The organism is Klebsiella sp. RIT-PI-d (genome assembly GCF_001187865.1).
Classification (GTDB): Bacteria; Pseudomonadota; Gammaproteobacteria; order Enterobacterales; family Enterobacteriaceae; genus Superficieibacter.
The window spans coordinates 1,132,087-1,146,770 of record NZ_LGIT01000009.1 but is presented as its reverse complement, the minus strand read 5'-3'; the positions used below and the strand labels follow the sequence as shown (position 1 = coordinate 1,146,770).

Genomic DNA, 14,684 nt, shown 5'->3' with positions numbered 1-14,684 from the left:
GAAAGGCGCGTCGTGCCTTAATTCAGGTCAGGTAATTTTGCGGCAGCACTTTTTTCGATCCCAATTAGCGACATAAGATTGTCTACGGCTGATGCGTAATTAATTGCCGAGTTCCAGCCATCATATTCTGCCGTAATTCTTGCTGAGGTCGCTGCCCAAACATCCTGTTCAACGCTGAGCAAATCATTAATGCTGCGCTTGCTCAGCGTATATTCATTTTTGTAGACCTGACGTGTGCGGAGTGCACTTTCAAGCTGACGTCGCCCGGCATCTATTCGCCCCCGCGCCCCTGCCCAGTCAGCCTGCGCAACGGAGGCCTTTTGCAGTACATCGAATCGTGCCTGGTCAACCTGAGACGATGCCATCGCTTTTGCGCCCTCAGCCTGGCGTACACGTGCAGATACCGCGCCTCCCTGATAAATAGGCGCGTCGATATTGAGCTGGATCTGATCGTCCCAGTAGGAACGATTATCCGATTCATAGCGTGTACGCCCGCCTTTCAGGCTTAACGTCGGCCAGTGCTGAGACTTTGCCGTCTCGACGCCATATTCAGCCGAACGCTCCTTATTCTGCGCGGCCATTACCGCCGGGATTAATGCGTAATCAATACGGTTAAGGGAACCAGACTCAGGGGCCAGATTATCGGGTACAGGGGAATAGCGTTCTGCCTGCATTCCCGTTAATACCGCAAGCTTTGCGCGGGCGCTGTTTAGCGCAGCAGTATATTGTTCTACCGTAGCCTGCATGCCGGCGATACGGGTCTGGGTCTGAAGTTCGTCAGACGTTGAACTCACTCCCGCATCCGCACGCAGCTTTGCCAGCTGGGCTACATTTTCGAGCGCCTGAACGTTTTCTTTTGCAGCCTGCACCAGGTCGCCATAACGCTTGATCTCTACATAGCTGAGGGCCGTTTTTGTCGCGACATCCGACAGCGTGGCCATCAACTGAAAGCGATAACTGTCACGCTGAGCTGAAGACTGATTAATGCTGTTATTGGTTTTGCCAAAATCGTAAATCAGCTGCGTCAGGCTCAATCCCCAGGCTGCTGAATTCCTCAGCGATCCGCTCGAATCTGTGGTCTGGCTGTGACCCGTACTGCCGTTCAATGATATTTGTGGCATCCAGCCACTGCGCGCTTCATCTATTTGCGCCTGGCCGATCCCCAGCTGCGCAGCCTGCTGGCTGACCGAGGGATCGCGATCGATTGCGAAAAGAATACTTTCTTTTAAGCTGGTTTCAGCAATCGGTGCAATACCCACCGGATTGCTATTGGCATAAACCGTGTTTGCCACTAATGCAATTAAAGCTATAGCGGCTGACATTCTTAATAGCCTGTAATTTTGTAATGTAGTCATTTTATCCCCCTGACGCTGAGTGCTGATGCACGACTTATCCAAAAGAGGTAGCGCTCATCAGACAAATATCCTTCTCTCCATTCCGACTAAATTCAGGATGTCGTGAACCCAGCCCATTTAAAATGAGAATGAGAATCGCCCGGAGGATTATTAGCATCAGAATTTGCTTAATTTATTAACTGCCCTGAAGCATAACAAAATGATAAAAATTCAACTACAACCACAATGTTACCAGGGTGTTAAAAATATGGGGGTGAGTTTGATTTCCGTACGCTGAATAAAAAAGCGACATTAAAATTAAATAAATAAAGTCGTTGTTATTTAAGTGAAATTTATAAAGCAGCAACTGTACATTTCTGAGTTTATTTCAATGTATGTTATACACAAAGATTTTCAGGGCAATGTGAGTTTAGTTAATGCCGGGTATAAATATTTTATTTTCAACTAAGATTTTAAGTAAATACGGGGTTATAATCTACGAAAGGCATAGTAGACAAAAAATAATGCTTATAAAGTTTATCATTGTGGTTGATAAGACGAATTAATGCGCATAAAACACGCCTGACAAAATATTCATTCATTAAGAAAATTATTGATATTGCAGAGCCTGGCCCATCAAATCTGATGCGCCAGACAACTGGATTTACTGCGGTAACTTGTATGCCTGACGAGCTAATAGTTTCCATGCACCCGCATTGTCTTTCTTCATGACCAGCATCACACCGATCTTCACGTCTCCGGGTTTACCGCTATCGTTAGTTTTTGCCTGCAGAATATGGCGAACAATCGCAACATCACCATCAATCTGGACCGTTTGATCGCTCAGGTTCAGCGTCTCGAATTTCGATTTCCCGGTTACAATTGCATTGACAAATTCAGCATTGTTTTCCACCCGTCCGCTTGAGTGACCATAGCTCAACGAGGGCAGCCCAACGTTTTCCAGACTGGACTTTTCTCCGCTTAGCATGGCCAGGCGCATGTTTTCAACTGCATCAGTTACCGCTTTAGTATCAGAACCTTGTGCAAAGCATGTGCTGCTAAGTAGTAGCAATCCCACATAAAATAATTTTTTCATGTCAGTCTCCTGTTTAAGTTTTCGTGATCCAGAATAACGGGGCAAAAAAGACATTCCTGTCGGGAACAGGATCAATCTGCCACCATAAAACAGAACAAGATATTATAAAAAATAAAACATCATTTCATATGCCCGGATCACATATCAGAGATTGAGTGCTGTAAATAAAACGGAGACTAAATGCTACGCCTGACCAGTGAGCTATCGGTCAGGCGATGTTGCTAAGTGCTTAGACAATGAATGTTCAGTGCGCGGCTGCAGGGTGTTCGTCTGCCGCCTGTAACAAGGTATGCAGTAACACGTTCGCGCCTTTTTCCGCCCAAATTGGGTGAATATTCTCGGCCTCATTATGGCTGATCCCCTTTTCACAAGGGATGAAGATCATGCTGGCTGGCGCGATGGCATTGAGATAGCAGGTGTCATGTCCCGCGCCGGAAACCACATGTCGCCATGTATAACCTGCATTTGTGGCCGCCTTTTCGACACGAGCAATACAGTCGGGATCGAACGCGATGGGCGCATAATCAAATAGCCGTTCAATGTCGACTTCCAGTCCTGCAAGACTTGCAACGGCGGCATAAAGGCTCTCTTCCATGGCGACGAGGATGTCGGCGTCAGGATGGCGGAACTCCACGCTGCACACCACTTCACCCGGCACGACATTGCGGGAATTGGGGCTATTTTGTACCATACCCGTCGTGGCCCGCCCATCAGGAGCATGGCGGAACCCGATATCCTCCACCATCAGCGCAAGTCGGGCGAAGCCGGTCAGCGCGTCGCGACGGCTGTTCATCGGCGTAGTTCCGGCATGCGCGGAAAATCCTTTTAATATAATGGTGTACCAGCGTTGCCCCATCGCGGCATGCACTACGCCAATATCATAGCCTTCGTCCTCCAGAATTGGCCCCTGTTCAATATGCAGTTCATAGCATGAGTGCAGCGGGATCGGCCGCGCCGGACGGCTGCCACGATAGCCAATAGCGTGCAGCGCATCACCGACTGTAATACCGTCGGCGTCCGTCCGGGAAAGCGCAAAGGCTTCGCTGAACTGACCGGTCCAGACGCCGGAGGCCAGCATCGCAGGCGCAAAACGTGCGCCTTCTTCATTGGTCCAGTTAACCAGCAGAATATCGCGCTCGGTCTTAATGTTGAGATCGTTAAGGGTACGCAGTACTTCCAGCCCGGCCAGCACGCCGTAAATGCCATCAAAGCGCCCTCCACGCGGCTGCGAATCTACATGCGATCCGGTCATGACCGGCGGCAGATGGGGTTGCCTGCCGGGGCGGCGGATAAACATGTTTCCCAGCGAGTCCACGTCGCAGCTTAACCCGGCGTCGGTTGCCCAGTCGCGTAAACGATCGCGCGCGATCCGATCCTCATCACTGAGCGCCAGTCGTGTCACGCCGCCAGCAGGCGTCGCGCCAATCTGCGCCATCGCCTCAAGCGTCGCCCATAGCCTGTCTGAATTAACGGCAATCATGGCTTTTCCTTTTTCACGCGATAGCGAAAATCGCAGCAGCGCGCGCCCTGCATAATCGTGGTAGTGCGGGTCAGTTCGACATCGGGTGCATAGCCGACAATAAACTTCTCGTCCCTCGCGCAGGAAAGCAGATGACCAATCTCCCCTAACCCCATCTCATGGTACATTTCAGCATAGCGACAGCGGGTGACGTCGTAGTTATAGTGCCGATCATCATCGTCTATGACTTTGACATCCAGCGCATTGTCCTTTTCCCATAAATATTGCAGCGCGACAAAACTGCGCAAATCTGCGCCATCCGGCTCCTGTTGGGCGAACGTTTCGCCAGCATGGATGGCGGCCTGCTCAATGGCCTCACCGATAATCGCCTGAGCGCGATCTCTTCCCAGATCGCGAACCAGAATGTCATAAATCGGTTTAATAATTTCAGCTTCAATTTTGCGGCGGGCAAGAATACCCAGCTCGTTATTATCACTCATCACATTGCCTCACTACGTTACTTCGCGGCTGATCCACCCAGCACGGTCTGCGGCTGCCATTTACCGTCAACCACTTTATATACGGTGAAAGATGGCGCTTTCAGATTACCTTCTTTGTCAAAGGCGATCGGACCTGTCACACCAGAATAATGACTGGCGCGCAGCACATGCAGATAGGCCGACGGGTCGACGGAGTTTGCTTTTTGCATCGCGGCAACCAGAACCCGGGTGGCGTCGTAAGCGAACGGCGCATGCAGTTCGATATGCGTGTGGTAACGTGATTGCCAGGCCTGTTCAAACGCTTTACCGCCCGGCATCTGATCGACCGGCAGCCCTGGCTCAAGCGCGACGACGCCATTACCTTCTTTTTGCGCCAGTTGCAGGAAGGTTTGGCTGACGAAGCCGCCCGCACCCATTAATGTCGCGTTAATGCCCAGCTGTTTGAGACGTCGGGCCAGCGGTGCCGCCTGGCTGTCAACGCCGCCAAAGAAAATCAGATCGGCATTTTTGCTGCGAATGGCGGTCAACACCGCACTAAAATCGACGGTTTTGTCGTCCACGTACTGGCGGTCAACAATCTTGCCTCCCTGCGCTTCAATCGATTTGATGAATTCATCCGCCAGTCCCTGACCGAACGCTGTGCGATCGTCAATCACCGCAATACGTTTGGCCTTGAGGGTCTGCAGGGCATACTCGCCGGCGATTTTTCCGCCATCATCGTCATGTCCCATTACCCGGAAACTGGTATCGAACCCTTGCTGCGTATAAGCATGTCCTGTGGCGACCGGTGCGACCTGAGCAATCCCGGCATCGTGGTAGATACGCGCTGCCGGAATGCTGGTGCCGGTATTCCAGTGCCCCACGACGCCAGCGACGCCGCTATCGACCAGACGCTGTGCCACGGCGACTGCGGTACGCGGATCGGACTGATCATCTTCGGACTGAAGTTTAAACGTCACCGCTTTACCGCCGATCACCGGGTGCTGCTTATTGATATCTTCGATAGCGAGTTGCGCGCCATTCTCCAGATCTTTACCGATACGCGCTGACGGTCCGGTCAATGGACCGGCCAGTCCGATAATTACCGTTTCTGCCTCCTGCGCGAATGCAGGCAGTGTGGTGAAGCCGGTTAAAAACATGGCGGCGCTAAGCGCACTGATCGTTATTTTTTTCATGGTATTCCCTGGTGTTAATTGCGGTTAAACGGGCGATTCGCCCAGATAAATATGCGCAATGCTGTCATCAGCCAGCAGCGCGCGTGAGTCGCTATGGTGGACAATACTGCCGCTCTCCATCACCCATGCGGTATCGGTTATTTCCAGCGCCAGTCGGGCATTTTGCTCAATCAATAACAGACTGATGCCGCGTGCCCGCAGGGTGGCAATCAGATTAAAAACGTTCTCAACCATCAGCGGCGCAAGCCCCATTGAGGGTTCATCGAGGATCAGCAAGCGGGGTCGGCTCAAGATGGCGCGATTTAGCGCCAGAAGCTGCTGCTCACCGCCGGAAAGCAGTCCGGCAAGCTGGTGTTGACGCTCACCGAGACGAGGGAAGCGAGCAAAAATATCGTCGATTTCGCGTTTGACGGCGGCAGGGTCTCGTCGACGCCAGGCTCCCATTTGTAGATTTTCCATTACCGTCATTCGGGTAAAAATCCCCCTGCCTTCCGGCACCATTACCAGTCCGGCTCGCAGAAGCTCTTCCGGTTTTTGTTTTGCCATCTCACGCCCGGCAAAGGTTCGTTTGCCCTGAGCGGGCTGCAGGCCAGCGATCGCCCGTACCGTGGAGCTTTTGCCCGCGCCGTTAGCGCCAATAAGCGTGGCTTGTTCGCCCTCGTGGAGTACGAAGGAGACGTCACGCACCGCCTGTATTCCACCGTAGTGGACGCTAAGTCCGCTAACGCACAATAAGGGTTCAGACATGGGCATTCCCTCCCAGCCAGGCGGCGACGACCGCCGGATCGCGGCGAACGCTTTCCGGCGTGCCGGTAGCAAGTACCTTGCCGTAGTCCAGTACCGTTAATCGATCGCAGATCCCCATAACCAGCTTGACGTCATGCTCAATCATCAGTAGCGTTTTCCCGTCATCGCGAATGCGCCTGAGCAATTCGCCCAGCACCACTTTTTCGGCGGCATTCATACCGGCCGCCGGTTCATCAAGCGCCAGAAGCAGCGGGTCGCTTGCCAGCGCACGGGCTATTTCCAGTCTGCGTTGATGACCATATGCCAGATCGCAGGCGCGATAGCTGGCGAACCGGGCGATCCCGGTATATTCCAGCCAGTGCCAGGCCAGCTCGCGGGTTTGCGCCTCTTCATGCCGCGCGCGTTTATGACGCACGAGTGACCCCCATAGTCCGTTACGGGTGCGAACATGACGCCCAACCATGACGTTCGCCAGCACCGACATTTCGTTAAATAGACGTACGTTCTGAAACGTTCGGGTGATGCCCACGCGCGTGACTTTTTCAACATTTCGTGGCGTATAAGGCGCGTTGTTAAGCATAAATGTGCCGCTGTCTGCCGGATAAAGTCCGGTAATCAGATTAAAACAGGTGGTTTTACCGGCGCCATTAGGGCCAATGAGACCGTAAATTTCCCCTGACTGGACCTCAAGCGACACATTGTCCACCGCCTGGACGCCGCCAAACCGTTTACTCATGCCTTTTATATTCAGAAGTGTCATTGCTGAATCTCCCGATGACGCACAGGCCAGATCCCGGCGGGTCGCAGAAGCATCACCAGCACCAGCGCCAGACCATAAAACAGTTGACGCAGGATTTCAGGGTCAATCAATACGCTGCCGAACAAGGCCTGCTGAACAGGTGCTGCCTGGCTGCGCAATAGCTCCGGCAACGCCGTCAACAGTACCGCCCCTAAAATCACACCGGGAATGTGCCCCATTCCTCCCAGCACTACCATCGCCAGCACCGCAATTGATTCCTGCAACGTAAAGGATTCCGGCGAGACAAATCCCTGAAATGCAGCGAACAGTGCTCCCGCGATGCCGCCGAAAGAGGCGCCCATCGCGAATGCCAGTAGCTTATAGTTGCGTACATTGATGCCCATCGCGCGTGCCACATCCTCATCTTCCCGAATGGCGTGCCACGCACGTCCAACGCGCGAGTGTTGTAACCGTACGCAGACCACGATGATCGCCACAATCAGTAGTATCAGCAGGTAGTACCACAGCCACAGTGAGGGAATTTTCAATCCGAACCAGTGTTGTATACCGCTGAATTTGATGCCAAAAAGCGAGAACGTATCAATTCCGGAAATGCCTTTTGCGCCGTTGGTAATGTTGACCGGACGGTCAAGATTACGCATCAGAATACGGATAATTTCGCCGAAGCCGAGCGTCACGATGGCCAGATAATCACCGCGCAACTTGAGCGTTGGCGCGCCCAGCAAAATGCCGCAGACGGCCGCCGCTACCGCAGCAATCGGCACGATCAGAAAATAGGAGACATGCAGCCCGTCAGGAAACCAGGCCTGAAGCAGGGGAAATGTTTCCAGCAGATGCGGTGAGGCCAGTAGCGCTGCCAGATAAGCGCCTACCGCATAAAATGCGATAAACCCCATATCGAGCAGCCCGGTAAAGCCGACCACAATGTTCAGACCCAGTGCCAGCATGATATACAGCAGCGCAAAGTCGATGACCCGAACCCAATAGTTGCCGCCCAGTTGTCCGGCAACCACCGGCGCGACCATCACCGCGAGTGTAAAAAGCGCCAGCCCGAACCAGGGACGACGGGACGCTGGTGTAGCAGACTGTAAGTGTGGGGTTGTCATATTGTCACCTATGCCCTTTGCGCCACGCGCTCGCCAAGAATGCCCGCAGGACGGAAGACCAGCACCAGAATGAGCACGATAAAGGCGAACACATCCTGATAGTTACTGCCAAAAACGCCGCCGGTCAGTTCACCCAGATAGCCTGCACCCAGCGCTTCAATGACGCCGAGCAGCAGACCGCCCAGCATGGCACCCCGAATGTTGCCGATCCCGCCCAGCACCGCGGCAGTAAAGGCCTTAATGCCCGGCAGGAACCCCATGGAAAACCCTGCATTGCCATAATTACTGGCCATCATCACTCCGGCCAACGCCGCAAATACGCCGCCGATCGCAAATGTCAGGGTAATGATGGCATTCGGACTCACCCCCATCAGGCTGGCGACGCCGGGGTTTTCAGCCACCGCGCGCATTCCCCGTCCCAGGCGGGTAAATTCAACCAGCACCCACAGACCGAGCATGACAACCAGCCCAAGACCGATCGTGACAATGCCGGTGACGGTAATAATGGCGGGCGGATGCGCTTCGCTACCGTGGGTTATGGCAATCGGATCCATTGACAGGATTTGTGGAAACATAAGCGGATTGCGCGTCCAGATGATCATCGCTACGGTTTGCAGCAGCACCGATACGCCGATACCGGAGATCAGCGGGGCCAGACGCGGCGCATGGCGCAGGCGGCGGTAGGCAAAGCGTTCAACCGCCATCGCCAGCAGCGCGCACACGACCATTGCTGTCAGTAGCGCCAGGCACAGACGGGCCAACGGTGGCAGCGAAGGAAAAGTGCTTTCCAGCATGTTCATCGCCGACAAAGTGGTCAGCGCGCCAACCATTAAAATATCGCCATGCGCAAAATTAATGATCCGCAGAATGCCATACACCATGGTGTAACCCAGCGCGATTAGCGCATAGATGCTCCCCAGCATGATGCCATTGATTAATTGTTGTATTAAGGTATCCAAAACATATCCGACAGAGTCTCACCATGGACGTACCTTCCAACAATTGAATAAAATTGTGAAATACGGATATATTATTTCTTATGATAATTATGATGCTATATATATTGTTGATATTTATAAAATTTTAAATATCAGGCTACATATATTCGCTTTACGGAAATCAACATATGAGAAAAACAGAACAAACGTTGACGTCATCATCAGCCGCCAACGGCACGCTGCACAACGACCCTCCACTGCGTGCAGTACGTACTTTTGAAGCTATTGCCCGCACGGGGAGCGTTACGCTTGCGGCCCAGGAACTGGCCATTTCGCCTTCGGCAGTGAGCCATCAGCTACGAGTGCTGGAAAATTTTTTGCAGATTGCTCTGACGGAGCGCCACGGACGGCGGCTGATTCTGAGCCAGCAGGGTCGGGACTATTACCGCTCCATTCGCGCCGCGTTTAACGTACTGCGTCAGGCGACGGAACATCTGGTTGAACAAGTGCAGACCCGGCAGGTGACAATCAGTCTGATCCCTCTTTTTGGTATGGGCTGGTTTATTCCTCGTCTGCCTGCCTTTGTGCGGGACAACCCGCAAACGGAAATCAACGTCGTATATGCTAACCACCGTAATTACCTCAGCGACGCCTCGGATATGTCCATCCGCTTCGGAAATGGTCAGTGGGCAGGCTATCAAAGTGAACAGCTTATTTCCGGCCGAATGGTTCCTGTTGCCAGCCGCGCGTTTTTGCGCCTGCATGGGCATATCGATACTCCTGAACAGCTACAGCAGATGCCGCTGCTGCATGACGAAGAACGCGCCACCTGGCAGCAATGGTTTTTGCAGCAGAACGTGCGTCGACCCGCGAGGCTAAGCGGCCCCCTGTTTGAAGACGGTTTGCTAACGCTTGCTGCCGTTCAGGCGGGACTGGGCTGCGCGATGATGCGCGAGCCGTTAATCGCGCCTTATCTCGAAAGCGGCGAGCTGGTGAAGCTATTTGATCTACCGATTGACGACGGGCGGCATTACTACCTCTGCGTGCGCCAGGACAGCGAGATGACTGAAGAAGGTAAACAGCTGCACCGCTGGTTACGGCTGCACAAAAACGTGGACGGCTGAGGTTATGCAGGCCCGGATGCCGTACGATCGTGTTGTGCTCAGCGAACCGGGTATGACGTTATCCGTTTGCTGCTACACGCACTTTCTTGTACCCTTCTTCTGCCCTGTTAACTCGCTTCAAACAGACCCGGACCCGCTATGACTAAGCACCACTCTACTGATCCTCTTCACGGCATTACGCTTGAAATGCAAATTAACGCGTTAGTTGCCCATTATGGCTGGGTGAAGCTTGGACAGCTTATCAACATCAACTGTTTCAAAAGCGATCCCAGCGTTAAGTCGAGTCTAAAATTTCTGCGCCGCACGCCCTGGGCCCGCGCTGAGGTTGAAGCGCTATATCTGGATTCGTTGCAGGATGCTCAGCAGGCACCTGCCGATCCGTGGGCAAATAGCCGCAGTAAAGTACGATAATGCTTCAAAGTGACATCTAACATCTCATAAAAGTGACGGTGTCACTTTTACCGTGCCTGCTATTAGCTTAATAAGAGAAAAGTCTGTATTGCCCCTCGCCCCTTTTCCTCACAATACGACTTGTAACTTTCATGCGCCAGAGGCTTAATAGCCTGATTATTAAAACTGACATTATCGGATCGCGCATGGTCGCCCATTTTCGTCGCACTCTTTTAGCTAAACGATTAACCATTCTGATTTGCGGTGCGCTTTTTCTGGCGGGCTGCTCGTCGAAAACCTCACAATCCGTTATTACACCGCTTCCTCCGGTGACTAAACATCCGCTGGCGGATAAGTCTCAGCAAAACTCTGAACCGGTGCGTGGTATCTGGCTGGCGACAGTCTCCCGTCTCGACTGGCCACCGGTTAACTCGATTAACGCCAGTAGCGCCGTCGGTCGCAACAGCCAGCAACAAAAAGCACTAATAGATAAGCTCGATCAGTTGAAAGACCTCGGAATTAACACCGTATTTTTTCAGGTAAAACCTGATGGCACCGCCCTGTGGCCGTCTAAAATTTTACCGTGGTCGGATATGCTGACCGGTAAGATAGGCCAGGATCCGGGTTACGATCCGCTCCAGTTTATGCTGGATGAAGCGCATAAACGCGGAATGAAAGTTCACGCCTGGTTTAACCCTTATCGGGTTTCCGTCAACCTGAAACCCGGCACCGAAGCGGAACTTAACCGAACGTTACCGCTGCGACCTGCGAGTGTTTTTGTGCTGCACAGGGAGTGGATCAGAACCTCGGGCGATCGCTATGTTCTCGATCCGGGGATACCGGAAGTCCGGGACTGGATAACCAGTATTGTGGCGGAAGTCGTTGCTCGTTATCCGGTGGATGGCGTTCAGTTCGACGATTATTTTTACACTGAGTCACCCGGCGCGACGCTTAACGATAGCGCGACTTTCCGCCAGTATGGCCAGCATTTTGCTTCGAAAGCCGACTGGCGGCGTCACAATACTGAGCAACTTATTGAGCAAGTTTCACGTTCAATTAAGCAACTGAAGCCGGAGGTTGAATTTGGCGTCAGCCCCGCAGGCGTCTGGCGCAATAAATCGTTTGATCCGGCCGGGTCCGATACGCGTGGCGCAGCGACGTATGATGAGTCCTATGCCGATACCCGACGCTGGGTTCAGCAGGGATTACTGGATTATATTGCACCGCAACTGTACTGGCCGTTTTCCCGCAGTGCCGCCCGCTATGATGTTCTCGCTAACTGGTGGGCGGATGTCGTTAAATCGACCAATACGCGGCTCTATATTGGAATTGCTCTATACAAGATAGGCGAGCCATCCAGGAAAGAACCCGACTGGACGGTAGGCGGTGGCGTCCCGGAATTAAAGAAACAGCTCGATCTGAATGAAGCTAACCCTCAAATTAACGGCACAATCTTATTTCGGGAAAGTTATTTAAACCAGCCCCAGACTCGGGAGGCCGTTTCGTATTTAAAACGCCGCTGGGGTAATTAACAGATCATACTTGTCGTTTTTACAGGTCGGTAAACAATAAAGCGCTGTGCAAAGGTGCACAGCGCTTTAAATACCGTGGTAAGTAATGGCAAAGCCCTGCTCCTGCCAGTGAGCTAATTGCTCATGTTGTCGTCTTGACAACGCTTTGCCTGACCATAAAAAAATTTGCTGTCCGGGAAAAAGTTCCGGCCGTGGAGAATCCAGCGGTTCTGCTAAAACGGTAATATGCCAGCCCTGCTGTGACAGACGCCATCCTTCCAGCCAAAGCCGGGTGTGGTCGTCACTTCCCCAACCGATAAGTAACGCCTCTTTGCCCTCTTTTTTACGTGCTTCAGAAAGACACGTTACGGCGTAATCAATAAGCATCCCATCCAGAAGACTACACATGGTTCTCGCGGTATGCTGATCGAGACTCAGCTTCTGGCGAACGGGAACGAAAACGTTGTCGATAAGGTTTTCCGCCGAATGTTTTCGTCCAATATCCACTATTTTTGCACGAAGACTAACGGGCTGAACATGACGCAGTATGCTCATCATCTCTTCCTGCAACAGGGTCCAGCTGTCATGATTGGCAACCTCGTCCTGCTCCAGTAACGCTTTTACCTTACCTACGGGTACACCACTGTCCACCCAGCGTTTAATTTCGACAATACGCTGAATATCATCTTCATCAAACTGACGATGTCCGCCTATGCTACGCTGAGGTTTAAGTAGACCGTAACGCCGTTGCCAGGCACGTAATGTAACGGGGTTAATCCCACATCGTTCAGCCACATCACCAATGCTGTAAAAAGCCATTTACACTCTCATACTTTAAACCGGTATGTACAAGTTTAAGCTAACAACTCCGCATTAGTTGTACAAGTTTTAATTTCAAAAATATCGAGTGATGGTTGGATCCAGACATGCTGCTGGACCAAAACCCATAAAAAAGCTGCTGATGATGAACATCAGCAGCAGTTTTTCGAAACCTGTCGCACGTTAGAAACTGGTTTTCTTTTCCGGCCAGGAGACAGCAGGAACAACGCCCAGTTCAGGTCTGGCAAAGAGGTAGCCCTGGAAAAGGGAAATACCGGCTGACTCCAGCCACATCCACTCTTCTGCCTTCTCTACGCCAACGGCAGTGATGGAAATCTCCAGCGATGTACAGCATTTGATAATGGCCTGAACTATAGCCTGACGCGGCCCACTTTTGTGTACATCCTTGATCAGGTCGCGATTGATTTTAATCCGGTCTGGCTGGAATTGGGCAAGTAAAGAAAGCCCGGCAAAACCTGAACCAAAGTGGTCAATGGCAACGCGAATACCCGCTGCTTTTAACTGCCTGACGCCGTCAGTAAATTCATCAATGCGGGAAATAATCTCTTTTTCAGTGAAATCGACAATAATCTGTTCGGGAACCAGACCATTAAGCTCAATTTCGGTTAAAAGAAAGTTAACGGCATCAGGGACATTGACCAGCGTCATGGGTTGTAAATTGACGGTCAGCGTCTGTTCTCCCAGATTTAGCGCGGCCGCCATCGCAAATGCCACTTTCTTACTCTGCAGGTCGGCGTGATAAATATCATCACCGCTCAGAGAGGCAAAATACGCCTGCGCCGAATCGCCGTCTGGCGTGCGGATCAGTGCTTCAAGAGAAACAATTTCCTGAGCCAGAGGGTCGATGGTCGGCTGGAATGCGAAGCTACAATTCGCTACGGATTCAATCTTCGCGCCTTGCGGCAGCAAGGTATTACCGTCCGAGACGAAGTCCCAGGAATCATCCGCAGGAATTTCGAAATAGTTCTCTTTTTCCCGCGCTTCAACGAAGGTGCGGAAAAACTGAAGTGCACGGTCATCATAGATCAGCTGGTATTTCGAGGTACCCTTATCGAGAACCACTTGTAGCACTTCATCCCTGTCATGCTCGCGCAAATCAAATATTTCCATCCCTGACTTACCGAAACGTCGCGATGGCGAGTAGTCACGTAAAAGCTCAACGACATTGTAGTGGCGATCATCCTCACAGATGTGACGATAGATAGCGGAAACACTCTCTTCAGGCCCTTCCAGTAGCTGGAAAAAGTGGGTGCCATTAAACAGTAAAATGCCGGTGACCCCTGCATGGCTGTTCTTATCGTTAGCCGCAGCAACCATCTCCTCCAGCGCTTTATAAGGAACGTTATCGCAGAAGTGACTGCGGTAAATGATAGTGGTGAGCATGAAAATCTCATATGCCGGATGAATGAACTGTCACACTAGCAGATACACGATGAGGGATCCCGTGATACTTCATCATTTGGCACACTTTGATATGACAAAAATTGCAGTCCTCGGCGTCAAATGTACAAAAAAACGTGCGACTTAACCGTTAACCTATACATAGCAAAACATTGTTGCATGCGGGCTATTTTTTAACGTGTTGTAATTTAACAATTAAGTTAAAAATAAGTTATATTTTTTAATATTTGTACAATTAACTATGTACAACTTTCTCAAACTTGTATAACTTTAGCTGAACTTGATGCGAACACTAATCTTACA

At 51.7% G+C, this 14,684-nt stretch carries 14 protein-coding genes; 3 read left to right on the top strand and 11 right to left on the bottom strand.

Annotation, left to right across the window (positions count from 1 at the left end):
• Positions 1 to 17: 17 nt before the first annotated feature.
• The 9 genes from AC791_RS11860 to AC791_RS11820 all read right to left on the bottom strand — a co-directional run bounded on the left by AC791_RS11860 (position 18) and on the right by AC791_RS11820 (position 9,136).
• Entirely contained in the window at positions 18 to 1,355 is a 1,338-nt protein-coding gene (locus tag AC791_RS11860; protein WP_049840639.1) for a TolC family outer membrane protein, read from the bottom strand.
• Between the two features lie 643 nt (positions 1,356 to 1,998).
• Positions 1,999 to 2,430 (bottom strand): nuclear transport factor 2 family protein, encoded by a 432-nt coding sequence (locus tag AC791_RS11855; RefSeq protein WP_049840638.1) that lies wholly within the window; start codon positions 2,428 to 2,430, stop codon positions 1,999 to 2,001.
• Positions 2,431 to 2,674: 244 nt separating this feature from the next.
• Positions 2,675 to 3,910: a Zn-dependent hydrolase gene (locus AC791_RS11850; RefSeq protein WP_049840637.1), complete on the bottom strand. Its 1,236-nt coding sequence runs from the start codon at positions 3,908 to 3,910 to the stop codon at positions 2,675 to 2,677.
• Entirely contained in the window at positions 3,907 to 4,389 is a 483-nt protein-coding gene (locus tag AC791_RS11845; RefSeq protein ID WP_049840636.1) for an L-2-amino-thiazoline-4-carboxylic acid hydrolase, read from the bottom strand. Before AC791_RS11845 ends, AC791_RS11850 begins: the two co-directional genes overlap by 4 nt.
• A gap of 17 nt (positions 4,390 to 4,406) precedes the next feature.
• Positions 4,407 to 5,564 carry a branched-chain amino acid ABC transporter substrate-binding protein gene (locus AC791_RS11840; RefSeq protein WP_049840635.1) on the bottom strand — a complete coding sequence of 386 codons (1,158 nt, stop codon included), beginning with the start codon at positions 5,562 to 5,564 and terminating at the stop codon, positions 4,407 to 4,409.
• Positions 5,565 to 5,588: 24 nt separating this feature from the next.
• Positions 5,589 to 6,311, bottom strand: coding sequence for an ABC transporter ATP-binding protein (locus tag AC791_RS11835; RefSeq protein ID WP_049840634.1), 723 nt, complete (start codon positions 6,309 to 6,311; stop codon positions 5,589 to 5,591).
• The gene (locus tag AC791_RS11830) at positions 6,304 to 7,071 is read right to left on the bottom strand and encodes an ABC transporter ATP-binding protein (RefSeq protein WP_049840633.1); all 768 of its coding nucleotides are present in this window, start codon (positions 7,069 to 7,071) and stop codon (positions 6,304 to 6,306) included. Before AC791_RS11830 ends, AC791_RS11835 begins: the two co-directional genes overlap by 8 nt.
• Positions 7,068 to 8,177 carry a branched-chain amino acid ABC transporter permease gene (locus AC791_RS11825; RefSeq protein WP_049840632.1) on the bottom strand — a complete coding sequence of 370 codons (1,110 nt, stop codon included), beginning with the start codon at positions 8,175 to 8,177 and terminating at the stop codon, positions 7,068 to 7,070. Before AC791_RS11825 ends, AC791_RS11830 begins: the two co-directional genes overlap by 4 nt.
• An 8-nt stretch (positions 8,178 to 8,185) precedes the next feature.
• The gene (locus tag AC791_RS11820; protein ID WP_049840631.1) at positions 8,186 to 9,136 is read right to left on the bottom strand and encodes a branched-chain amino acid ABC transporter permease; all 951 of its coding nucleotides are present in this window, start codon (positions 9,134 to 9,136) and stop codon (positions 8,186 to 8,188) included.
• A 167-nt stretch (positions 9,137 to 9,303) separates the two neighbouring features.
• On the opposite strand from AC791_RS11820, the gene AC791_RS11815 reads away from it, so the two are divergent.
• The 3 genes from AC791_RS11815 to AC791_RS11805 all read left to right on the top strand — a co-directional run bounded on the left by AC791_RS11815 (position 9,304) and on the right by AC791_RS11805 (position 12,161).
• Complete coding sequence (locus AC791_RS11815) at positions 9,304 to 10,239, top strand: LysR substrate-binding domain-containing protein (protein ID WP_049840630.1); 936 nt, start codon at positions 9,304 to 9,306, stop codon at positions 10,237 to 10,239.
• A gap of 138 nt (positions 10,240 to 10,377) precedes the next feature.
• Complete coding sequence (locus AC791_RS11810) at positions 10,378 to 10,650, top strand: VF530 family DNA-binding protein (protein WP_049840629.1); 273 nt, start codon at positions 10,378 to 10,380, stop codon at positions 10,648 to 10,650.
• 185 nt (positions 10,651 to 10,835) lie between these two features.
• Positions 10,836 to 12,161 carry a glycoside hydrolase family 10 protein gene (locus AC791_RS11805; RefSeq protein ID WP_049841615.1) on the top strand — a complete coding sequence of 442 codons (1,326 nt, stop codon included), beginning with the start codon at positions 10,836 to 10,838 and terminating at the stop codon, positions 12,159 to 12,161.
• Positions 12,162 to 12,227: 66 nt separating this feature from the next.
• Here AC791_RS11805 and AC791_RS11800 read toward each other — a convergent pair whose 3' ends face one another.
• Both AC791_RS11800 and AC791_RS11795 read right to left on the bottom strand, forming a co-directional pair.
• Complete coding sequence (locus AC791_RS11800) at positions 12,228 to 12,959, bottom strand: MerR family transcriptional regulator (RefSeq protein WP_049840628.1); 732 nt, start codon at positions 12,957 to 12,959, stop codon at positions 12,228 to 12,230.
• A 183-nt stretch (positions 12,960 to 13,142) separates the two neighbouring features.
• Positions 13,143 to 14,363, bottom strand: coding sequence for a diguanylate phosphodiesterase (locus AC791_RS11795; RefSeq protein WP_049840627.1), 1,221 nt, complete (start codon positions 14,361 to 14,363; stop codon positions 13,143 to 13,145).
• Positions 14,364 to 14,684 lie beyond the last annotated feature (321 nt).

Bases quoted from the DNA above. Each gene is read 5' to 3' on its own strand.
- AC791_RS11860 (WP_049840639.1), bottom strand. From the start codon at position 1,355: ATGACTACATTACAAAATTACAGGCTATTAAGAATGTCAGCCGCTATA.
- AC791_RS11855 (WP_049840638.1), bottom strand. From the start codon at position 2,430: ATGAAAAAATTATTTTATGTGGGATTGCTACTACTTAGCAGCACATGC.
- AC791_RS11850 (WP_049840637.1), bottom strand. From the start codon at position 3,910: ATGATTGCCGTTAATTCAGACAGGCTATGGGCGACGCTTGAGGCGATG.
- AC791_RS11845 (WP_049840636.1), bottom strand. From the start codon at position 4,389: ATGAGTGATAATAACGAGCTGGGTATTCTTGCCCGCCGCAAAATTGAA.
- AC791_RS11840 (WP_049840635.1), bottom strand. From the start codon at position 5,564: ATGAAAAAAATAACGATCAGTGCGCTTAGCGCCGCCATGTTTTTAACC.
- AC791_RS11835 (WP_049840634.1), bottom strand. From the start codon at position 6,311: ATGTCTGAACCCTTATTGTGCGTTAGCGGACTTAGCGTCCACTACGGT.
- AC791_RS11830 (WP_049840633.1), bottom strand. From the start codon at position 7,071: ATGACACTTCTGAATATAAAAGGCATGAGTAAACGGTTTGGCGGCGTC.
- AC791_RS11825 (WP_049840632.1), bottom strand. From the start codon at position 8,177: ATGACAACCCCACACTTACAGTCTGCTACACCAGCGTCCCGTCGTCCC.
- AC791_RS11815 (WP_049840630.1), top strand. From the start codon at position 9,304: ATGAGAAAAACAGAACAAACGTTGACGTCATCATCAGCCGCCAACGGC.
- AC791_RS11810 (WP_049840629.1), top strand. From the start codon at position 10,378: ATGACTAAGCACCACTCTACTGATCCTCTTCACGGCATTACGCTTGAA.
- AC791_RS11805 (WP_049841615.1), top strand. From the start codon at position 10,836: ATGGTCGCCCATTTTCGTCGCACTCTTTTAGCTAAACGATTAACCATT.
- AC791_RS11800 (WP_049840628.1), bottom strand. From the start codon at position 12,959: ATGGCTTTTTACAGCATTGGTGATGTGGCTGAACGATGTGGGATTAAC.
- AC791_RS11795 (WP_049840627.1), bottom strand. From the start codon at position 14,363: ATGCTCACCACTATCATTTACCGCAGTCACTTCTGCGATAACGTTCCT.